At 38.8% G+C, this 19,447-nt stretch carries 19 protein-coding genes; 10 read left to right on the top strand and 9 right to left on the bottom strand.

Annotated elements, in window-relative coordinates:
* Positions 1-3: 3 nt before the first annotated feature.
* Positions 4-2,133, bottom strand: a complete 2,130-nt coding sequence (locus J655_RS16540; protein ID WP_032042224.1) for a TonB-dependent receptor family protein — start codon at positions 2,131-2,133, stop codon at positions 4-6.
* 133 nt (positions 2,134-2,266) lie between these two features.
* Complete coding sequence (locus J655_RS16535) at positions 2,267-2,833, bottom strand: DNA-3-methyladenine glycosylase (protein WP_032006024.1); 567 nt, start codon at positions 2,831-2,833, stop codon at positions 2,267-2,269.
* A gap of 75 nt (positions 2,834-2,908) precedes the next feature.
* On the opposite strand from J655_RS16535, the gene mutM reads away from it, so the two are divergent.
* Entirely contained in the window at positions 2,909-3,733 is an 825-nt protein-coding gene (gene mutM, locus J655_RS16530) for a bifunctional DNA-formamidopyrimidine glycosylase/DNA-(apurinic or apyrimidinic site) lyase (protein ID WP_032006026.1), read from the top strand.
* A 19-nt stretch (positions 3,734-3,752) separates the two neighbouring features.
* Positions 3,753-4,043: a peptidylprolyl isomerase gene (locus tag J655_RS16525; protein ID WP_017482162.1), complete on the top strand. Its 291-nt coding sequence runs from the start codon at positions 3,753-3,755 to the stop codon at positions 4,041-4,043.
* A 14-nt stretch (positions 4,044-4,057) separates the two neighbouring features.
* On the opposite strand, the gene J655_RS16520 is transcribed toward J655_RS16525, so the two are convergent.
* The 3 genes from J655_RS16520 to typA all read right to left on the bottom strand — a co-directional run bounded on the left by J655_RS16520 (position 4,058) and on the right by typA (position 7,061).
* The gene (locus tag J655_RS16520; protein WP_002116214.1) at positions 4,058-4,402 is read right to left on the bottom strand and encodes a gamma-glutamylcyclotransferase family protein; all 345 of its coding nucleotides are present in this window, start codon (positions 4,400-4,402) and stop codon (positions 4,058-4,060) included.
* A 135-nt stretch (positions 4,403-4,537) separates the two neighbouring features.
* A complete protein-coding gene (mscL, locus tag J655_RS16515; protein ID WP_002116334.1) occupies positions 4,538-4,969 on the bottom strand; it encodes a large conductance mechanosensitive channel protein MscL in 432 nt (143 codons plus the stop codon).
* A gap of 256 nt (positions 4,970-5,225) precedes the next feature.
* Positions 5,226-7,061 carry a translational GTPase TypA gene (typA, locus tag J655_RS16510; protein ID WP_002116501.1) on the bottom strand — a complete coding sequence of 612 codons (1,836 nt, stop codon included), beginning with the start codon at positions 7,059-7,061 and terminating at the stop codon, positions 5,226-5,228.
* Between the two features lie 178 nt (positions 7,062-7,239).
* Between typA and J655_RS16505 the strand changes: the two genes are divergently transcribed.
* The 5 genes from J655_RS16505 (at position 7,240) to J655_RS25325 (ending at position 12,793) form a co-directional block, all read left to right on the top strand.
* Positions 7,240-8,598, top strand: coding sequence for a uracil-xanthine permease family protein (locus tag J655_RS16505; RefSeq protein ID WP_032006028.1), 1,359 nt, complete (start codon positions 7,240-7,242; stop codon positions 8,596-8,598).
* 64 nt (positions 8,599-8,662) lie between these two features.
* Positions 8,663-9,676: a methyltransferase gene (locus J655_RS16500; RefSeq protein ID WP_032006030.1), complete on the top strand. Its 1,014-nt coding sequence runs from the start codon at positions 8,663-8,665 to the stop codon at positions 9,674-9,676.
* A gap of 21 nt (positions 9,677-9,697) precedes the next feature.
* Positions 9,698-11,158, top strand: a complete 1,461-nt coding sequence (locus tag J655_RS16495; protein WP_014207587.1) for an amino acid permease — start codon at positions 9,698-9,700, stop codon at positions 11,156-11,158.
* Positions 11,159-11,425: 267 nt separating this feature from the next.
* Positions 11,426-12,631, top strand: a complete 1,206-nt coding sequence (locus J655_RS16490) for an RtcB family protein (protein WP_005064298.1) — start codon at positions 11,426-11,428, stop codon at positions 12,629-12,631.
* 3 nt (positions 12,632-12,634) lie between these two features.
* Positions 12,635-12,793: a hypothetical protein gene (locus J655_RS25325; protein ID WP_002116121.1), complete on the top strand. Its 159-nt coding sequence runs from the start codon at positions 12,635-12,637 to the stop codon at positions 12,791-12,793.
* Between the two features lie 124 nt (positions 12,794-12,917).
* Here J655_RS25325 and omp38 read toward each other — a convergent pair whose 3' ends face one another.
* Positions 12,918-13,958, bottom strand: a complete 1,041-nt coding sequence (omp38, locus tag J655_RS16480) for an outer membrane protein Omp38 (protein WP_002116311.1) — start codon at positions 13,956-13,958, stop codon at positions 12,918-12,920.
* A 379-nt stretch (positions 13,959-14,337) separates the two neighbouring features.
* Between omp38 and J655_RS16475 the strand changes: the two genes are divergently transcribed.
* The 3 genes from J655_RS16475 to J655_RS16465 all read left to right on the top strand — a co-directional run bounded on the left by J655_RS16475 (position 14,338) and on the right by J655_RS16465 (position 16,710).
* Positions 14,338-14,853 carry a GspH/FimT family pseudopilin gene (locus J655_RS16475; protein WP_017400271.1) on the top strand — a complete coding sequence of 172 codons (516 nt, stop codon included), beginning with the start codon at positions 14,338-14,340 and terminating at the stop codon, positions 14,851-14,853.
* Between the two features lie 108 nt (positions 14,854-14,961).
* The gene (locus J655_RS16470; RefSeq protein WP_014207591.1) at positions 14,962-16,137 is read left to right on the top strand and encodes a thiolase family protein; all 1,176 of its coding nucleotides are present in this window, start codon (positions 14,962-14,964) and stop codon (positions 16,135-16,137) included.
* 129 nt (positions 16,138-16,266) lie between these two features.
* On the top strand, positions 16,267-16,710 hold the full coding sequence (locus J655_RS16465) for a VOC family protein (RefSeq protein WP_005072758.1): 444 nt from the start codon (positions 16,267-16,269) through the stop codon (positions 16,708-16,710).
* Between the two features lie 51 nt (positions 16,711-16,761).
* Here J655_RS16465 and J655_RS16460 read toward each other — a convergent pair whose 3' ends face one another.
* The 3 genes from J655_RS16460 to J655_RS16450 all read right to left on the bottom strand — a co-directional run bounded on the left by J655_RS16460 (position 16,762) and on the right by J655_RS16450 (position 19,319).
* Entirely contained in the window at positions 16,762-17,115 is a 354-nt protein-coding gene (locus J655_RS16460) for a DMT family transporter (RefSeq protein WP_032042223.1), read from the bottom strand.
* Positions 17,116-17,197: 82 nt separating this feature from the next.
* Entirely contained in the window at positions 17,198-17,683 is a 486-nt protein-coding gene (locus tag J655_RS16455) for a DUF934 domain-containing protein (RefSeq protein WP_017400273.1), read from the bottom strand.
* Entirely contained in the window at positions 17,676-19,319 is a 1,644-nt protein-coding gene (locus J655_RS16450) for a nitrite/sulfite reductase (RefSeq protein ID WP_032006037.1), read from the bottom strand. The genes J655_RS16455 and J655_RS16450 overlap by 8 nt, the downstream gene beginning before the upstream one ends.
* Positions 19,320-19,447 lie beyond the last annotated feature (128 nt).

Genomic DNA, 19,447 nt, shown 5'->3' with positions numbered 1-19,447 from the left:
TTCCTAGAATTGCTTAATTACACGTAAACCTGCACTCCAGTTACGTCCATCCGCTGGTTCAAAGTAACGTCTATTACCATCATTTACGATCACTGAACCTGCATAGTTTTTATCAAATAGGTTATCAACACGGGCAAAGCTATTCACTTTCCAGTCACCCATTACCCATGCGTAACCAACATTAGCTGAGGTTACACTGTAGCTTGGCGCTGCGTCACTGTTGGTATCATTCACGTATACTTTATCCATATACTGTACATCTACCCCGCCATATAGCCCGTGCGATGGCTGCCAAGCCAAAGAGGCGTAAGCTTGGTTTTTGGCAATTCCCGGAATGGCATTGCCCGATGGAATTTGAGCAATACTTCCTAAAGCTGGAATATCAGCATCAAAAGTTGCATCTAAATATGTATAGCTAGCAGTCGCTGTTAAATCTCGCCACAACTTTTTATTCCATGCAAACTCTAAGCCTTCACGTAAGGTTTTATCTGCATTGCGGAAGGTTGATCGGCCATTTGAGTTACCTGCAGAAACGATGTCATCTTTGGTTTTAGTCTGGAATACTGCCAAAGTAAAATCACCTAATTGGTTTTGTGATTTTAAGCCTGTTTCATAGGTATCGCTTGTGGATGCGGTTAAATCAAAATTAAAACCACTTTCTCCATCTGGACGATATGCCATTTCAGTAAAAGTTGGCGTTTCAAATCCTTTGGCATAACTCACATAAGCCATGAGTTCAGGTAAAATTTGCCAGCTTAAAGCAGCAGAAGGCAAAACTTTACTGTAATCAGTCTTACCACTATCGTCGCCATTACTTAAATAGTTATCTTTAGATTTGTAATGGACATTGCTATAGCGTACGCCTGTATCTAAACGCCACGTTGGTAAGAACTGCCATGACGCTTGTAAATAGGGATCGATATTCCACAAAGTATTATCTTCATCACGGCGCAAATTACCTTTGACACCATAAGAAGGTTGACCATTTACCAAATTAAAGTTTTCAAAACCTTTACGATCTTCATCCATCGCATCTAATGCAACACCAACACTTACAGTGGTATTTGGAAGTAATTCTTTGCCCGTCCAACGGAAGTCAGCACCATAATAATCACGTTCAAAATCAATTACCCCGCCTGCATGATTGATGCTGGCATCTTGTGTTGATTTAGGAATAGATTGATATTGAGTGACTTGGCGATTACCTAAATATGCCATGGCATAGAGTTCATTTTTATCATTAATAGGCTTAGACCATGTCACCCCTGTTTGGGTCTGTTCAATATCTTTACGGACATTAAATTGCTTTAAAAATGGAACTTGTTGCTTTGGATTTGCATTCCACTGATCACGGTTCAAACCCTGCGGGTCATCTGCATGAATTTTTACATAGTTGGTTACCCAATTGATTTTACTACCATCAACAAGATTCCAACTGAGCTTTGCATTATTTAGTACTTTTTCTGCACCGCTATGTTCTCGGTAACCATCAGTATCGAAGTATGATGAACTAATAACATAGCTTGGTTCATTCGCACCCTTTGCTCCACCTTGTAGCACGAGCCCTGCTCGGCTTTTATCGTGACTGCCTCCCGAATAGCTCAGCTCAATTGAATCTTTGCCTTGCCCTTCTTTAGTAGAAGTTAAAATTGTTCCACCCGATGAGTTTCCATAAAGTGAGGAAAAAGGTCCTGTTAGAACTTCAACATGGTCCAGACTACTTAAATCGATATTAGACGTTTGGCCTTGTCCATCTGGCATTGTTGCAGGAATACCGTCCACATATAGGCGAATGCCTCGAACACCAAAAGTTGAACGTGCACCAAAACCACGCATAGATAACTGTAAATCTTGTGCATAATTTTCACGATTGCGAAGCTGTAAACTCGGTATACCCTTTACAACTTCGGTTAAATTTACTTGTGAAGAAGTATCAACTTGAGGTGCATCTATTCGAAAAACCGAGGCCGGTGTCTGCAAATAGGTTGTATCGGTACGGGTTGCTTCCACATGTAATGTTGGCAATACAGTTACGTCTTGTGTTAAATCTTCTGCCCAAACAAGTGGGCTAGAAATACAGCCCATACTCATCAAAATACAGTAATGAAGTCGGTCTAAGCGTAATAAGGACATGCTTATTTCCTTTATTTAATTGTAGTTATGATAACAAAAAGCAGTGTCTTGTCTGGATATTGAATTCGATCTGCATTGTTGTAAATCTGGAACACTCTTCATCAATATCTAAAAATTGATTTCCAGATTAAAATTATCGACTCAAAGATGGATGATCTTTCCAGCAATATCGTTCAGGCCAATGTTTTGCTTCTTCGGCATAATCAATTCCAATACGTGGTGTTAAAACAACTTCTGGTTGCGTTGATGCTGCTTCAACCCATAGTCCAGATTCCTCTCCCAAGGTTTGTCCTTTTAAAGTCCGATCAATCCCTAAATAGCGTGTCAATTTTCCGGGTCCAGCTAAAAGCTTATAGTCATTTTTAGTTGAAGCACCATTTAAAAATGCAGAACGAATCATTACCCCTTCAGGCACACCTTCTGTCTGAGTAATAAGATTGAGCATTTCATACATGCCATAAATTAAATAGACGTAAATCGTGCCACCAGGGCAATACATTACCTCTGTTCGAGCGGTGCGTTTGTCATTGTAACTATGGCAAGCTTTATCACGAACGCCCAAATAAGCTTCAGTTTCACTAATTGTACAGCGGATCACTTGGCCATCAGGTTGTCGCTTACACAATACGCAGCCGATTAAATCATAAGCTACTTCTGAGGTTTCACGTTGAAACCAGCTTAATGGTAAAATATCTGACATAGTAATCTCTGAAATATTACATACCACACGTTATACTTGATTAATCCAGTATATCTGTTAATTCTGCGAGTTGGCATGCCTGAGTTACCCGAAGTCGAAACCACCAAAACCAGTTTATTTCCATTATTGAATCAAAAAGTTCTAAGTGTTGAAGTACGCAATCCTAGCTTACGCTGGCCTATACCAGATGATGTTCAGAAACTTGTTGGGCAACGTCTCATTGGGTTAAATCGACGTTCAAAATATATTTTGGCAAAGTTTGAACAAGATCAAATGCTTTGGCATTTAGGCATGTCAGGAAGCTTTCGTCTAACCGAGCCAAATGACGAACTGAGAAAGCATGACCATCTGATTATTCAATTTGAAGATCAGCAATTACGTTACCATGACCCTCGCCGTTTTGGTTGTATTCTTTGGCTTAATCCCGAGACTCAAGGCAAACTCATAGATACTTTAGGGCCTGAACCTTTAAGTACTGACTTTCATGCAGAATATTTAGCTTCAAAACTCAAAAATAAATCTGTCGGCATAAAAATTGCACTCATGGATAATCATGTAGTGGTTGGTGTAGGCAATATCTATGCAACTGAAAGCTTATTTAATGTAGGCATTCACCCAGCTCAGCCTGCTGGTGACTTAAGCATGCAACAAATTGAGAAACTTGTTGTCGAGATTAAACGCATTTTAAAGTCGGCAATTGATTTAGGTGGCTCGACATTACGAGACTACAGCAATGCCATGGGAGAAAATGGTTATTTCCAGCAAACACTTCTTGCTTACGGTCGTGCTGGAGAAATGTGTATTAACTGTGAAACCACATTAGAAAACTTAAAACTCGGTCAGCGTGCCAGTGTATTTTGCCCACAGTGCCAACCGCTTAAAAAGCTGAGAAAGCCTTAATTTTTTGGAGGAAGACAACATGCAAACAGCAATTGTCCGACATATTTTAGTTAAAGATAAAGACTTAGCTGAGCAGGTAAAAAAGAAGCTTCAAAGTGGCGCTGACTTTGCCAAACTTGCCAAGCAATACTCTACCTGTAATTCGGCAAAACGTGGTGGTGAACTTGGTGAAGTCAAAAAAGGGCAATTGGTGCCCGTCATCGACAAAGTTGTTTTTACAGCTGCTGAACGTGTGTTACAAGGCCCAATCAAAAGCCAATTTGGCTATCATCTTTTAGAAGTTAAATTTAGAATGGGTAGCTTACGTTGATTCCATAATTTTAACTATCGTTTTTCAGAAGCCTGTGCATTCAGCTGATATGTCCAGGCTTTAACATAATCGCCTGATTCTAATTTTATATTTGCGATGACACGTTGGTATTGAAAACCCTCAAAGTCATCAAGCATCTGCAAGTTTTCAGCAAGTTTTTCTGTGCTAAACAAATAGCCCTCTACCCAATCTGCTTCCGAATCTAACTCAAGCGCTTTTAACCCTTTGTCTGGCCCCCAATCTAAAATATGAATCACACCTCTTACACTGGCTTTGGTCCAACTACCGCCAATTTGTTCAAGAATATGAGCATTTGCTTTATTCGGGCATAAAGTGCCATACACAAAAAGCTGATTCATTAATTTATATACCTTTTACAATATGCTGAGTTGAAATTCTCTCTACTGGCAATGTTACCAATAGTTTTAGTACAACATAAAATATGAAGTAATAAAAAACGGTACTCAAGGCACCGTTTTTTATTTCAAATCTTATTAAGCTTGCTTTTTTAACTCATCACGAATTTCACGCAACAATTGAATGTCTTCTGGAGTTGCAGCTGGAGCCTCTGGCTCTTCTTTATTACGGCGAAGTTTATTTAATAATTTCACCATTAAGAACACAACCCAAGCCAAAATAATGAAGTTAATTAAAATGGTGAGGAAATTACCATAAGTTAAAACATTAATACCTGCTTTTTGCAAAGCATCTAAAGATTGCAAGTTATTAGGGTTTGCACCTAATACAATGAATTTTTGTGAAAAATCAACACCACCACCAGTAATTACAGTGATAAGTGGCATGATAATATCTTTCACTAAAGAGTCCACGATTTTGCCAAAAGCACCACCAATAATCACACCAATGGCTAAATCCATCATATTGCCTTTAACGGCAAATTCTTTAAATTCTTGAATAATACTCATCTAAACATCTCCAGATGTCGGGGGCAGAAACACATCATATTTTTCTTTTTCATTGGCATCTTATCGAATTAGATAGTTCTCGCCATGATATTGATAATTTAATATTTTTATCAAAAAAAGAAAGCTATTTCACACTTTAACAACATATTCGTTTACAAGAAAAATATGATTTTAAGCTTACTTTAATTTCAAATATAACGATTAAAAAAAACCGCTAAATTAATTTAGCGGTTTCTTCTTTTTCAATTAAGAAAAATTATTTATCACGATTACGTTTACGTTCATTTTCAGTTAAATAACGCTTACGGATACGGATTGATTTAGGTGTTACTTCTACTAACTCGTCATCTTCAATGAATTCAAGCGCTTGTTCAAGCGTATATTCAATTGCAGGTACTAAAGTTAAAGCATCATCTGTACCAGACGCACGAACGTTAGTTAATTGTTTCGCTTTAGTCGGGTTTACAACCATATCGTCTGAACGAGAGTTAATACCCACGATCATACCTTCGTAAACTTCTAACTGTGGTTTAGCGAACAAACGACCACGGTCTTGTAAACTGAACAATGCATAGCCCAAGCAAGTACCTTGAACCATAGAGATCAATACACCGTTTTGACGTTTCGCAACAGTACCTTGTTTAACAGGACCATAATGCGAGAAGCTTGAAGTCATGATCCCTGTACCAGAAGTCATGGTCAAGAATTCAGAACGGAAACCAATCAAACCACGTGAAGGTACAGTTGCTTCAATACGGATACGGCCTTTACCGTCAACTTCCATATTGGTCATCTCGCCTTTACGGTGACCCATTTGTTCCATTACAGCACCTTGATGCTGTTCTTCAACGTCAAAAGTTACGTTTTCGTAAGGCTCTTGTCTTTCACCATCAATTTCTTTGATGATTACTTGTGGACGAGATACGCCCATTTCGAAGCCTTCACGACGCATGTTTTCAATTAAAACTGAAAGATGAAGTTCACCACGGCCAGATACTTTGAAACGGTCTGGACTGTCAGTGTCTTCAACACGTAAAGCTACGTTATGAATTAATTCGCGATCAAGACGTTCACGGATATTACGTGAAGTTACGAACTTACCTTCTTTACCAGCAAACGGAGAGTTGTTTACTTGGAAAGTCATAGATACTGTAGGTTCATCTACAGATAAAGCTGGTAATGCTTCAACATTTTTCGGATCACAAATCGTGTCAGAAATGTTAAGTGCGTCGATACCAGTAATACATACGATATCACCAGCAGATGCTGATTCAACATCGATACGCTCTAAACCATGGTAACCCATGATTTTTAAGATACGGCCGTTACGTGTATTACCTTCTTTGTCAATTACAGTAACAGGAGTATTTAATTTTACTGAACCACGTTGAATACGACCAACACCGATAACACCTACGAAGCTGTTATAGTCAAGTGATGAAATCTGCATTTGGAATGGACCATCAACATCAACTGCTGGTGGTTCAACGATGTCTACAATCGTTTCGAACAACGGAGTCATGTCTTCTGCAAGTTCTTCTGGAGCAGGACCCGCTACACCACGTAAACCTGATGCATAAACGATTGGGAAATCTAATTGCTCATCAGTTGCACCAAGGTTATCAAATAAATCAAACACTTGATCAATAACCCAATCTGGACGCGCACTTGGTTTGTCTACTTTGTTGATAATAACAATTGGTTTTAAACCACGAGCAAAGGCTTTTTGTGTCACAAAGCGAGTTTGTGGCATTGGGCCTTCTTGAGAGTCAACTAAAAGTAATACGCAGTCAACCATCGACATAACACGTTCTACTTCACCACCGAAGTCGGCGTGTCCCGGGGTATCCACGATGTTGATACGGTAAGTTGTATCAGTACGTTTATCTAACCAAGTAATAGAAGTGTTCTTTGCAAGAATGGTAATACCACGTTCACTTTCAAGCGCATTTGAGTCCATGACACGCTCAATCTCGCCTGCTCGTTCACCGAGAGCACCAGATTGCTGAAGTAGTTTATCGACAAGTGTGGTTTTCCCGTGGTCGACGTGCGCAATAATTGCGATATTACGGAGATTTTTGATATCTGACATGAAAATTCGAAACGCCTGAAATTTGAGGGCAAATTATACAGAAAAACACTACTCTTGAGTAGTGACAGTTTATTGACATTGACAAAAAAATTTTCCAATAGCCTGTATTTCGTTTTGTAAAGATAGGTATCTCGATTAGAATAGCGCCAATTTGCGAAATTGCGGCGTACCTACACCCATGTCCAATCCACACTCTCAAGACCATCTTGACCTTGTTTATGGCTTAGATGATCGACCAAAACCTTTGATCGCTTTTTTAGCAGCTTTCCAGCATTTGCTTGCGATTATTGTACCAATTGTTACACCAGGGCTTTTAATTTGTTTAGCTTTAGGCGTATCACGCACCGAAACTAACATGATTTTATCTATGTCTTTGGTGATTTCGGGTATTGCTACATTTCTTCAATGTAAAAAAGTCGGCCCGTTTGGTGCAGGTCTTCTGATTGTACAAGGCACAAGCTTTAACTTTATTGGACCAATTATTGGTATTGGTAGTGCAATGGTTGCCGCAGGAACTCCTGTAAACCAAGTTATGGCTGCAATTTTTGGTGTAGTAATTGCTGGCTCCTTTATTGAAATGGGTGTTTCGCAAATTCTTCCATGGGTAAAAAGATTAATTACTCCCTTGGTGACTGGTATTGTTGTTCTATTAATTGGCTTAACGCTTATTAAGGAAGGCTTGATTAGTATGGGTGGTGGCTACCAAGCCATGCAAGACCATACTTTTGCAAGTGCAGACAACCTTATTATGTCATGTACCGTACTTGCTATTATTATTGTGCTAAACCGCATTCGGGTGGTTTGGATTAAAAGTTCAGCAATCTTAATTGCTTTAGTAATTGGTTACATTCTTGCAGGATTTATGGGTTACCTAGATTTCTCAGGTATTAAAGATGCGCCTCTTGTACAGATTCCAACGCCAATGCACTTTGGTTTAAGCTTTTCTTGGGGCTTATTCATTCCAATGGCTTTTATCTATTTAGTTACATCTTTAGAAGCGATTGGTGACGTGACTGCAACCAGTAAACTTTCAAACCAACCCGTTAATGGTCCAGAATGGATGAAACGCATTAAAGGCGGTGTTTTAGTAAATGGTGCAAACTCTTTACTCGCAGGCTTATTTAATACTTTCCCTAGCTCTGTATTTGCTCAAAATAATGGTGTAATCCAACTTACTGGGGTTGCAAGTCGTTATGTAGGTATCTGGATTGCTGCTTTACTTATTTTATTGGGCTTATTTCCAGCAGTAGCTGGTGTAATACAAGCCGTACCACAGGCGGTCTTAGGTGGAGCAGTTATGGTAATGTTCGGTGCCGTCGCTGCATCAGGTATTAATATTCTCTCATCTATTCACCTTGATCGCCGAGCACTTTTAATTATCGCAATTTCACTTGCACTAGGCTTGGGTGTTGCTCAAGTTCCTCAAATTTTGGAACACCTACCAGAATTATTTAAAAATATTTTTAGCTCTGGCGTAGCGACAGGCGGTATAGCAGCATTAATTTTAAATGTTGTACTTCCTGAAACACATAAATAACTATTTTTTTAATTTTGATTACTGCCCAGTTTCCACTGGGCATTCTTCTTCATGAGAGATGTACATGGATCCTAGAAGTGAAGTGATATTAAGACAGCAAGACTATTTAAAAGGTAGAATCTTGTTCATTAATGCACCGAATGATGCCTTAGTTAGTCAACTACCAACTGATATTGATGCGTCAGTCTGGACATGGAACCATACTGACTATCAAAGCTTTATAAATAGTGGAACAAATGCGCATTTCTCAGTTGAGTTTCCATTACAAGAATTCGATCAAGCCGTCATTTTTGTTCCCAAATCTAAAGAACTATTAAATTACATACTGCATGTAGTAATGAGCAATCTTAAAACTGCTCAGTCTGTTTTTTTAGTAGGTGAAAAAAAAGGTGGTGTTGAACGCGCTGCCAAACAACTACAAAGCTTCGGCAAAGTACTTAAACTCGATAGTGCACGCCACTGTCAGCTATGGCACTTAAAGATTGAAAAAACAGAACAAATTAAACCTCTCGAAAGTTGGCTTAAAACTTACACTGTTCATGTTAATGAACAAGAACTTACGATTTGTGCCCTTCCCGGTGTGTTTAGCCAAAATCATCTAGATGTCGGAACTGCTGTTTTACTCCCTTATCTTAATCAGGTGAAATCAGGTAGAATTGCCGACTTCGGGTGTGGTGCTGGAATTATCAGTTGCTATTTGGCAAAAATAAATTCAAGTAATATTATTCATGCCCTAGATATTGATGCTTTCGCTTTACGGTCAACGGAAATGACTTTTAGTCGAAATGGAATAGGTTCAGACCAGTTGAGATTGCAGCCTGTTACAGGAATTGCAGACGCTCCAACAGAACTCGATGCCATTGTCAGTAATCCCCCTTTCCATCAAGGTATTCATACCAACTATGATGCAAGTGAAGGACTCTGCCAAAACGCTAAAAAACATTTAAAGGCATCAGGTGAGCTATGGATTGTAGCAAACCGTTTTTTAAACTATCCGATCTTAATTGAGAAGCACTTTGGTCAGTGCCAGATTAAAACTGATCATCAAGGCTTTAAGGTGTTATATGCCTGTGCATAACAAACTATGTAAGGAATCTCCATGAGCGAAACACATGCTCCTGAAAAACTCCAGCGTAAGCTTGGGGCTCGTCATCTGAATATGATCGCCATTGGTGGTTCCATTGGTACAGGCCTCTTCCTTGCTTCTGGATCAACCATTGCAAACGCTGGCCCTGGTGGAGCGCTACTCGCCTACTCACTCATTGGCATTATGATTTACTTCTTAATGACCAGCTTAGGTGAGCTTGCAACTCACACACCAACATCCGGTGCCTTTTTTACTTACGGCAGTCGTTATGTCGAAGAAGGCTTTGGTTTCGCTCTAGGCTGGAACTATTGGTATAACTGGGCAATTACGGTTGCATTCGAACTTGTTGCGGTTCAGTTTATTATGAAGTTCTGGTTCCCTGATATTCCAGGGTTCTATTGGAGTGCCCTGTTCCTTATTGTTATCTTTCTGATCAATGCCATGACAGTAAAGGGATTTGGGGAAAGCGAATTCTGGTTTTCGATGGTTAAAGTAATTGCAATTGTTGCATTTATTATTATTGGCTTAGCCATGATCATCAAGATTATGCTAACTCCAGGTGTTGCAACTTTCGGAAACTGGACCTACAAAGAGGCACCTTTTGTAGGCGGTTTACAAGCCATGATTGGAGTAGCAATGATTGCTGGATTCTCTTTCCAAGGAACTGAAATGGTTGGAGTTGCTGCTGGCGAATCAAAAGATCCAAAGAAGACAATTCCACTTGCAATCAAACAGATTTTCTGGCGAATCTTATTATTTTATATCCTATGTATTTTCATTATCGGCACTTTGATTGCCTATGATGACCCGAATTTACTGCAAGCAGCAGCCACTGAAGATATCGCACTATCTCCATTTACATTGCTTTATGAAAGAGTAGGTTTTGCTTTCGCTGCGAGTTTAATGAATGCTGTCATTCTTACTGCTATTTTATCAGCAGGTAATTCAGGCATGTATTCCTCAACTCGTATGTTGTTTAAAATGGCTCAAGAAGGCCGTGCACCAAAGTGGTTTGCAAAACTCGATGGTCGTGGCGTTCCAATGAACGCGCTATACGCAACGACATTTATTGCTGCATTCTGTTTTTTAACGACATTTATTGGTGAAAAACAAGTATTTAACTGGCTACTCAATATGTCGGGTATGTGCGGTTTTATTGTTTGGTTAGGAATTGCGATTTCACATTATCGTTTCCGTAAAGGTTATATTGCTCAAGGCTATAAATTAGAAGATTTAGCATATCGTGCCAAATTTTTCCCATTTGCCCCTTGGTTTGCTTTTATTCTCTGTTCAATCATCATTTTAGGGCAGAACTATCAAGCCATTTTAGGTGGAAAAATTGATTGGTTAGGCTTACTTTCAACTTATATTAGCTTGCCTTTGTTCTTGATCATTTGGTTAGGCTATAAGTGGAAAAATAAAACCAAATTGATCTCTTACGATCAAATGAACGTCAAACCTGAGCAAGACTAAGAATCGGTAATTAAAAGTTAATCAAAGATCAAAAACTTGATCTTTGATTAAAAAAGCGTAAAATGCCGTTCAGATTTTCAACGGCACTTTTAAATAAGGAGGACATCATGCCATTAGTACAAGGTAAAACAGATTAAATAATTTGGCACGATGTCAGCTCACGGACAAGTGTACAAATTCACACCACTTGTCCGAATGCTTAAATTTAAAACCTAGCATTCGCTAGGTTTTTTTATGCCTGCTCGGACAAAAATAAGAGAAAAAATTATGGGCATACAAAAAATATTAAACAAGGAGGCACTCTATGGTGTCCCTGTTAAAATTTTCACTCAAGATATAGATAGTGAAAGTATAGAACAACTCAAAAAAATGGCTCAGCTGCAATTCATCTATTCTCACATTGCAGTTATGCCTGATGTGCATGTGGGTAAAGGCGCTACTGTAGGTAGTGTTATTCCAACCAAACACGCCATTATTCCTGCTGCTGTAGGAGTTGACATTGGATGTGGGATGAATGCAATTCGCTTGAGTTTAAAGGCTTCACAATTACCTGATAACTTAAGTCGTTTGCGTGATGCAATTGAACGTAAAGTCCCTGTTGGCTTTGCTTTGCATAAACAAGTCAAAGCGAAAGCTTCTAGCATTATTCCACTTGAAAAATGCTTAGAACCAATTATCAAAAAGCATCCTGGTCTTGTCCGAATGCTTCGACAATTTGATGCAACATGGCAAAAGCAACTTGGGACTTTGGGTGGTGGTAATCACTTTATAGAGTTATGTATTGATGAGAATCAAGACGTATGGGTAATGCTACATTCAGGTAGCAGAGGGCTTGGTAATGTTATTGGTACTTACTTTATTGAGTTAGCCAAAAAAGAAGCTCAGCATCGCTTTGGCCATGTTCCTGATAAAGACTTAAGTTATTTTGCTGAAGGCTCAAAAAGTTTTGATGATTATGTAGAAGCTGTAGAGTGGGCACAAGAATATGCTTTTGAAAACCGCAAAGAGATGATGCGATTAATTTTAGAAGCGATCCGCCCTCCTCTCCCTTCTTTTCAAATGACAAAAGAAGCGATTAATTGTCATCATAATTATGTAAGCCGTGAAACACATTTTGGCGAAAATCTATTGATTACCCGAAAAGGTGCAATTAGAGCAGGCTTAGATGAGTTAGGTATTATTCCAGGTTCAATGGGAGCACGATCTTATATCGTTAAAGGCAAAGCAAATCCTGAATCATTTTGTTCTTGTTCTCATGGCGCTGGTCGCAAGATGAGCAGAAGTAAAGCAAAAGTTCTTTTTAATCAGCAAGATCTTATTGAACAAACCCAAGGTATTGAATGCCGTAAAGACAGTGGCGTTGTCGATGAAATTCCAAGCGCCTATAAAGACATTGATGAAGTCATGGCGAATCAGTCAGACCTCATTGAAGTCGTTCACACACTTAAACAAGTTTTATGTATTAAAGGTTAAAACATGAAAATTAAAGAAATGTCAAAAATCAAAGTCCGTAATCAAGTGGCTCTTTCCCCTTTACTTCACAAAGGTGGAATACATGAAACAGAGAAACCTCGTGCTCAACATCGTAGAGATAGACAAGACGCTAAACAGCAATTGAAGAAAGGTGTTTGGTAAATAATTTAAACCAAGATCGAAAGTAATTATTATTAAGGAGACATAGAAATGACTAAATATTTTAAAAATCGCAATAAAAAAAGCGACTCTAACGAGTCGCTTTTTTACTGTTCAAAAACTCAAATTATTGAGCTTGTTGACCAGGTTGAACAACTACAGTACGGCTACCAGTGATTGTCGCGAATACACGACGGTTCATAGCACGACCTTCTTTAGTTTTGTTGTCAGCAATCGGTTGATCCCAAGCGAAGCCTTGAGTAGACAAACGAGATGCATCAACGTTGTATTCGTTTACAAGAGCTGATTTAACAGAGTTAGCACGAGCTAAAGATAAACGTTCGTTCAATTTACGTGGACCAGTGTTATCTGTGTGACCTTCGATACGTGCAGTAGCGTTAGGGTATTCAGTTAACTTCTCAGCAACTTTAGCGATTTCTGGTTTGTATTGGTCTTTGATATTTGATTTGTTAGTATCAAAGAACACGCGAAGTTCCATGTTAAGATCTTCAGTTAACTCTTGTGGTTGTGGAGCAACTGGAGTTGGTTCAACTGGAGCAACTTCCACTACAGGAGCAGCAGGCTTCAAGTGACCACCAAGAACTACGTTCAAACCAGCAAGAGCTGTATAGTTCCAGAATTTTTCGTCAAAGTTATAAGTACCACGAGCTTCTGTACGAAGAGATAAAGCATCGTTCAAGCGGTAGAAAGCACCTACACCTGCGTTACCTAAAGTACCTTCTTCGCCATCATGATATGCTAAACGAGCATCATCAAACTCATATTTGTAGTGACCAGCACCTAACAATACATATGGCTTAATTTTGCTGTCATAGTTTTTTGTGATTAAATCAGAAGTAACATAGAAATTACCATTGATTTGTTTTTGTTTGTATTCACCGTAGTTAGGATCTACATCACCTTTAACTTGGTTATATTCAGCTTCGAAACCTAACCATGGTGTTAACTCAATACCAAGAGCTGCACCAACGAATAAATCGTCTTGTAATTCAGGTCCGTTAGTTAACTCGCCTTTGTCACCACCATTGTTGTGTTGGCTGTCTTGGAAAGTGTAACCAAGCAATAATGGAGTAACAGTTACGCCAGCATTAGCAGCAGCTAATGGAGCAGCGACAAGCATAGCAAGTGCAATACGACTCAATTTCATGGATATCCTCCAGAGATAACAATTGTTGTTCAAGCTCAGCCTAAATTTATTGGCCCCTGAGATATTTTCACCCCAGTATTATTTTTAAGCTATTCACATTTGAATCATACAAACACTTGATAGACTTTCCAAGTGCTTGATAATTTTAATCAAGTAAATTATTGACAAAATTACTTACAATTTCCGTTGTAATTCGGTAATTTTTCACTCAACTAGCAAATATGAACAACTTCTTTCTTTCGCTTACGGTGATTTTACCAGTATTCTAGCATCCTGATAACCTTTATTTAATTTTGTGTTTCCTCACTATAAAAATCATTATAAATCATTGATAGAAAGCATAAAATCAAAATACCTATTTATATATTAAGGAATTTTAATGTTTAAATCTCCCGGTTTCACGTTGTTGGAACTCGCTATAACGCTCGCAATTCTTATGATTATGGCCACTATAGCGCTTCCTTTATATCATCAATTTATGGCTTCTGTAGAATTAAAAAATTCGTCTCGACTACTCACAATTCATATACAAAAAGCCAAATACGACGCAATTCTACGACATAAGAGTGTCGTACTTTGCCCAAGTGTTGATTTGTCTACATGTAATAGTAACTGGGATACAAGTCTTATAAGCTTTGTAGACACGAATCAGAATCTACAAAGAGAAAATAATGAAGAAGTATTAACCAATGTTGAATTTGCTCATCGCTACGGTTCTTTAAAATTTCAAAAGTTTGGAAAAAAACTAAATAGTATTGTATTTCAGGGCGACACAGGACTCCCACGCGAATCTAACGGCACTTTTACTTACTGTTCTTATAACCAGCTTAAAAACTTTAAATTAATTCTCAGCAAAATGGGACACACCCGTTTAGAAGACCTTAAAAATTGTTAGAACTCTACAGTCTAATGCAGAAGATATCTCTCTTTGATTTTTGCAATATACTGCCTAGGTTTTAAACATTTCTTATTTTGAGATTAAGAACAATCGGAGATTACAACAATGACTGACATCGTAATTGTAAATGGTGCTCGTACTGCCATGGGTGGTTTTCAAGGATCACTATCAGGACTTACAGCGCCTGAATTAGGTGCTGTAACGATTAAAGAAGCAATCGCACGAGCAGGTTTACAGCCTACTGATGTCGAAGAAGTCATTATGGGTTGTGTACTGCCTGCTGGCCTAAAGCAAGGTCCAGCACGTCAAGCGATGCGTAAAGCTGGCTTACCAGACTCTACAGGTGCAGTAACGATTAACAAGCTTTGTGGTTCTGGCATGAAAGCTGTTATGCAAGCCGCTGATATGATTAAAGCAGGTAGTGCTGAAGTTGTTGTTGCTGGCGGTATGGAGTCTATGACAAATGCACCTTATGTTTTACCAAAAGCACGAGCTGGCTATCGCATGGGCCATGGCGAAATTAAAGATCATATGTTCTTTGATGGGCTTGAAGATGCTGAAACTGGGCGTTTAATGGGTTCATTTGCTCAAGATATGGCCAATACTCGTGGCTATACACGTGAACAAATGGATGACTTTGCGATTCGCTCTTTAAAACGTGCTCAAACAGCAATTACTGAAGGTTATTTCAAAGACGAAATCGTTCCAGTTACTGTACCTAGTCGTAAAGGTGATGTCGTTGTTGATCAGGATGAACAACCTTTAAATGCCAAGATTGACAAGATTCCTTCACTCAAACCAGCTTTTGCAAAAGACGGTACGATTACCGCCGCAAATGCAAGTTCTATTTCGGATGGTGCATCTGCATTAGTATTAACTTCAAGTGAAGTTGCAGCACAGCGCGGTTTGCAACCGCTTGCAAAAATTATCGCAACAGCGTCAAACTCTCAGCATCCTTCAGAATTTACGATCGCTCCAGTTGGTGCTATCGAAAAAGTGCTTAAAAAAGCGGGATGGAATGCGCAAGATGTTGACCTGTGGGAAATTAACGAAGCGTTTGCTATGGTTACCATGTGCCCAATTGATGATTTCAAACTTGATGCAGAGAAAGTAAATATCAATGGTGGTGCTTGTGCACTAGGTCACCCTGTAGGTTCTACGGGCTCTCGTATTATTCTTACACTTATTCATGCACTGAAACGTACTGGCGGTAAAAAAGGTATTGCTGCACTCTGTATTGGTGGTGGTGAGGCAACAGCAGTTGCAATTGAACTCATTTAATCCAAATTCATTATTTTAAAATCCCACTTCGGTGGGATTTTTTATGAAAAAACTACAAAAAATGACCCACAAAATCACTTTTAAGTTTTAACTTATTCCTTTAAACGAAAACAACAATGGACAATAACAATGCAACTCAATCACTATCTCAATTTCCAAGGTCAAGCAGAACAAGCCTTTAACTTTTATAAGTCAGTATTTGGTGGTGAATTTGGTATGTTAAGCCGTTATGGTGATATGCCAGCGCCTGAAGGTGTGACATTATCGGAAGCCGACAAAAATCTGGTTCTACATGTTTCTTTACCGATTAATGAGTACACTGTGCTTATGGCCTCAGATACAAATGATCAGTTTTGTGCCCCTAACAGCGTTTTTACCCAAGGAAATAATCACTACATCTCGATCAACCTTGAAAAAGATGAGCAAGAAAAAGCAAAACAACTTTTTGATGCGTTATCTGTTAATGGTCAAATTGAAATGCCTTTAGAAAAAACATTCTGGGGTGCATTGTACGGCGCATTTACCGATCAGTTCGGTATAAAGTGGATGGTTAACTGCCAGCTTGATACCTAATATTTTCAATATTTAGCCCTTATAGAGATACTTACTATTTCTATAAGGACTTTAAACATCGATATTGGAATATTGCGCAATAATCATTAAACCTACAGTAATAAAACCAATTCCCACCCATCCTGCCACATCGATATTCTGACCAAGAAAAATCTTTGCCAAAAAAGCTGTTGCTAATACACCTATCCCAGACCAAAGCACATATAAGATTCCAGCTTGCATATATTTCAAAGCAATAGCAGCGCATGCAAAAGAAATAATATACAAGACCAGAGCAATACCCTGAGCTGTTTTATTGACTAAGCCATTCCCCTTAGCAGAATAAAATGTTGAGAGTACATCTGTCGCAATAGCAAAAAGTAGCCACCAAGCACCAGAATTTATTTTTGAAATTAAACCTAACATTGTTGTTCTTCAGTTGAGTCATTTAAAAATTATTCATAAAAAAAAGCTGAACCTGAGTTCAGCCTTTATATTTAAAAACTATTTAAGCACCAGTTTGATAACTTGCTTGTGGTACGGCTGTTGAAGCTTGGTATGGGTTGGTAAAGTCTTGCAAACCAGCTGCCGCTTCTTGCACATCTTTACCTTCTTTAATCACAAAACTATCAAAACCTGAACGTTTCAAGTAGTTTAAGACATCCTTAAACACATCACCAGTTGCACGCAATTCGCCTTGGAAACCTTGACGGCGCAATAGTGCAGCAAATGAATAACCACGACCATCACCAAAACCTGCAAATTCAATGAAGATTGCATCAAGTTCATTTAATGGAAATGTGTGCTCTTCAGGTGAATCATTTACGGTCACATACAAAGCTTTTTTGCCTTGAACGTTAGCTAATTGATCGAGTTGAGCTGTTGTGACCACAACATCACCTTGGGGAATAACACCATCTTCAGCAATGATTTGATAAGTATTATCTGCAATCGTGCCATCTTTATAAAGCACTGGTAGAGCTGTATTAAGCATATGCACGCTCCTTAAATGGTTGAATTCCTACACGGCGATATGTATCAACAAAACGCTCACCTTCAGTACGTAGATCAAGATAAGTATTCAATACTTCTTCAATAACATCAGGCACAGCATCTGCTGCAAATGAAGGACCCAAGATGTCACCGATTGATGCATCATGGTCTGAATTACCACCTAATGTAATTTGATAGAACTCAGCGCCTTTCTTATCTACACCTAAAATACCGATGTTACCTACATGGTGGTGACCACAAGCATTCATACAACCAGAAATATTTAGATCCAAATGACCAAGATCATAAACTTTGTCTAAGTCATCAAAACGACGTGTAATCGCTTCAGCAATTGGAATTGATTTCGCATTTGCAAGTGAACAGAAATCACCGCCTGGGCAACTAATGATATCGGTAATAAAGCCGATATGTGCGCGTGCCATATTTTGTTGTTCAAGCGCTTGCCATACATCGAACAAATCTTTTTGAGGTACATCTGCCAAAGCAATGTTTTGTTCGTGAGTCGTGCGAAGTTCACCAAACGTATATTTATCAGCAAGATCTGCAATAAAGTTCATTTCTTCGGTGGTCATATCACCTGGCGCAATACCTGCGCGTTTTAGAGAAATCGTAACAATACGATAGCCCTTCACTTTATGCGCATGCGTGTTGATATTGAACCACTGTTTGAATTTTGGATGTTCAGCAAATAAAGCTGTGAAGTCTTCATCTGTCAAATCTTGGTAAGCAAATGGAGTGAACTCTTCATCCAGTTTTTTCAAGATTTCTGGCTGAATCTTCAATGCTTCACGTGTATGTTCGAATTCAGCTTCAACTTTCTGTGCAAACACTTCAGGAGTTAATGCTTTAACTAGAATTTTGATACGTGCTTTATATTTGTTATCACGACGACCATGCAAGTTATAAACACGTAAAACCGCTTCTAAGTAAGCAATTAAATCTTCACGTGGTAAAAACTCACGAATCACGCTACCGATGATTGGGGTACGGCCTAACCCCCCCCCAGCCATAATTTTATAGCCGATTTCACCTGCTTCATTACGCACGATATAAACACCAATATCGTGGAATGCAGTTGCCGCACGATCTTTTTCTTCAAGTGCAGAAACAGCAATTTTGAACTTACGTGGCAAGAATGCAAATTCTGGGTGGAATGTACTCCACTGACGAATCAACTCACATGTTGGACGTGGGTCTGCAATTTCACCAGCAACCACACCTGCATATTGGTCAGTTGTCGTGTTACGAATACAGTTACCACTGGTTTGAATGGCATGCATTTGTACAGTTGCAAGTTCAGCCAAAATGTCTGGCACATCTTCAAGTGCAGGCCAGTTTAACTGAATGTTTTGACGTGTAGATACATGTGCATAACCACGGTCATAAGCAGTTGAAACTTCAGCGACTTTACGTAATTGTTTAGAATTCATTAAGCCATACGGCACAGCAATACGCAGCATAGGCGCATAACGTTGCACATATAAACCATTTTGCAAACGTAATGGACGATATTCATCTTCAGAAAGTTTGCCAGCTAAATAGCGTTCTGTTTGATCACGGAACTGAGCAACTCGCTCATTAACAAGCTGCTGGTCGAAATCGGTATATAAATACATGGCGTATGGCTAGTAGATTCATTATTAAGGCGGATAGCATAGCGAGCTTTTATTCATCAATAAAATGCTTTTTTTGCATATTTAATAACGGTTTTATTGATAAGCTTTAATATAAATCGACATAAAAA

Origin of the sequence: Acinetobacter sp. 1294243 (assembly GCF_000588015.1) — a bacterium.
Lineage (GTDB): Bacteria > Pseudomonadota > Gammaproteobacteria > Pseudomonadales > Moraxellaceae > Acinetobacter > Acinetobacter pittii.
Note: the sequence above shows the minus strand (reverse complement) of the source record. Positions and strands in the feature narration are given on the sequence as shown.